The organism is Gammaproteobacteria bacterium (assembly GCA_003696665.1).
Taxonomy (GTDB): Bacteria; Pseudomonadota; Gammaproteobacteria; order Enterobacterales.
Genome location: RFGJ01000480.1, coordinates 1 through 1,359 on the forward strand (window position 1 = coordinate 1; position 1,359 = coordinate 1,359).

The following is a 1,359-nucleotide window of genomic DNA, read 5'->3' on the forward strand; positions in this document are numbered from 1 at the left end:
ACCAAACGGCGTCCTGATACATAAATTTCCCAACGTGGTGACGGGCATGTGACGCGGACGGTCAATGTGCCGACATTTGTTTTTGGGCCAATGGAAGCGATTGTTAAAGCGTCCAGGCATTTTGGAAGTCGTAACCGCTTATCCGGAGGGCGCATATCAAACTCGAATCGACGACTTTCCGAAGATGGATATTGCGCTGTCAGATATTTGTCGACTTGTCGCATAATCTCATCTAAAGATTGAATGCGATTGGCCGATGCAAAAGCCATGGAGGAAAACATGGCGGCCATCAAGCACAGGGCGGCTTTGGTAAATTGGGATAACACGGCGTTTTGGCCTATGCTTAACATGAGTTGAACCTCATTGGTTGAAAGACGTCATGATATTGACATTCATTAGGTAAATACTGCGTCCTTAGCACATTCGAAGCAAATATTGTGCCTAAGTCGATTATGGGCGCGAACGGGAGAAGAGAACGATGGCGGGTTTATTGGACAATGTGAATCTGAGAACCCAGATGGTGGGTCAGAACCGGTTAGAACTTTTGTTGTTTAAACTGACCGGAAAGCAGATTTACGGGATTAACGTATTCAAAGTTCGGGAAGTGCTGCAGTGTCCTAAGCTGACTGAAATTCCCCAAAGCCATCCAGTGGTCCGCGGCGCGGCTCACATTCGTGGCGAAACAGTATCGGTCTTGGACCTGAGTATGGCAATTGGTGGGCCTCCGTTACAGAAAATCGAAAATGCCTTTGTGGTGATCACCGAATACAACCGGACGGTGCAAGGATTTCTGGTTCACAATGTGGAGCGCATCATCAACTTAAGTTGGGGCGAGATTCACCCCCCGCCGGCTGGGTCAGGCAAACAAAGCTATTTAACTGCGGTGGCTGAATTCGAGAACCAGCTCATTGAGATAATTGATGTCGAGAAAGTGTTGTCAGAAATCACACCGATGTCGACCGAGGTGTCTCAGGATATCATTGAAACTGAATTCAAAGCGCCGCACGACCGGGTGGTACTGATTGCGGATGATTCTGCCGTGGCACGAAATCAGGTCAAGCGTACGGTAGAGCAAATTGGACTGAAGACCCATCTAGCGAAGGATGGTCTGGAAGCACTCAATTATCTGAAGTCGATTGCAGATAGTGGCCGTGACGTGACTAAGGAAGTGTTGTTAGTCATTTCTGACATTGAGATGCCAGAGATGGATGGTTATACGTTTACTGCTGAAGTTCGCTCGGATGCAAGACTTGCCGAGCTGCCGGTGATTTTACATACGTCCTTAAGCGGCGTTTTCAATAAGGCGATGGTCGACAAAGTCGGCGCAGACAGATTCATCGCGAAGTTTGATCCGAATGA

General features: G+C 48.1%; 2 protein-coding genes. One reads left to right on the top strand and one right to left on the bottom strand.

From position 1 onward, the window contains the following. A partial coding sequence (locus D6694_11685) for a hypothetical protein (GenBank protein ID RMH38941.1) occupies nucleotides 1-290 on the bottom strand: 290 nt, incomplete at its 3' end. Between the two features lie 188 nt (nucleotides 291-478). On the opposite strand from D6694_11685, the gene D6694_11690 reads away from it, so the two are divergent. Further along, on the top strand, nucleotides 479-1,359 hold an 881-nt coding region (locus D6694_11690), incomplete at its 3' end, for a chemotaxis protein CheV (protein ID RMH38942.1).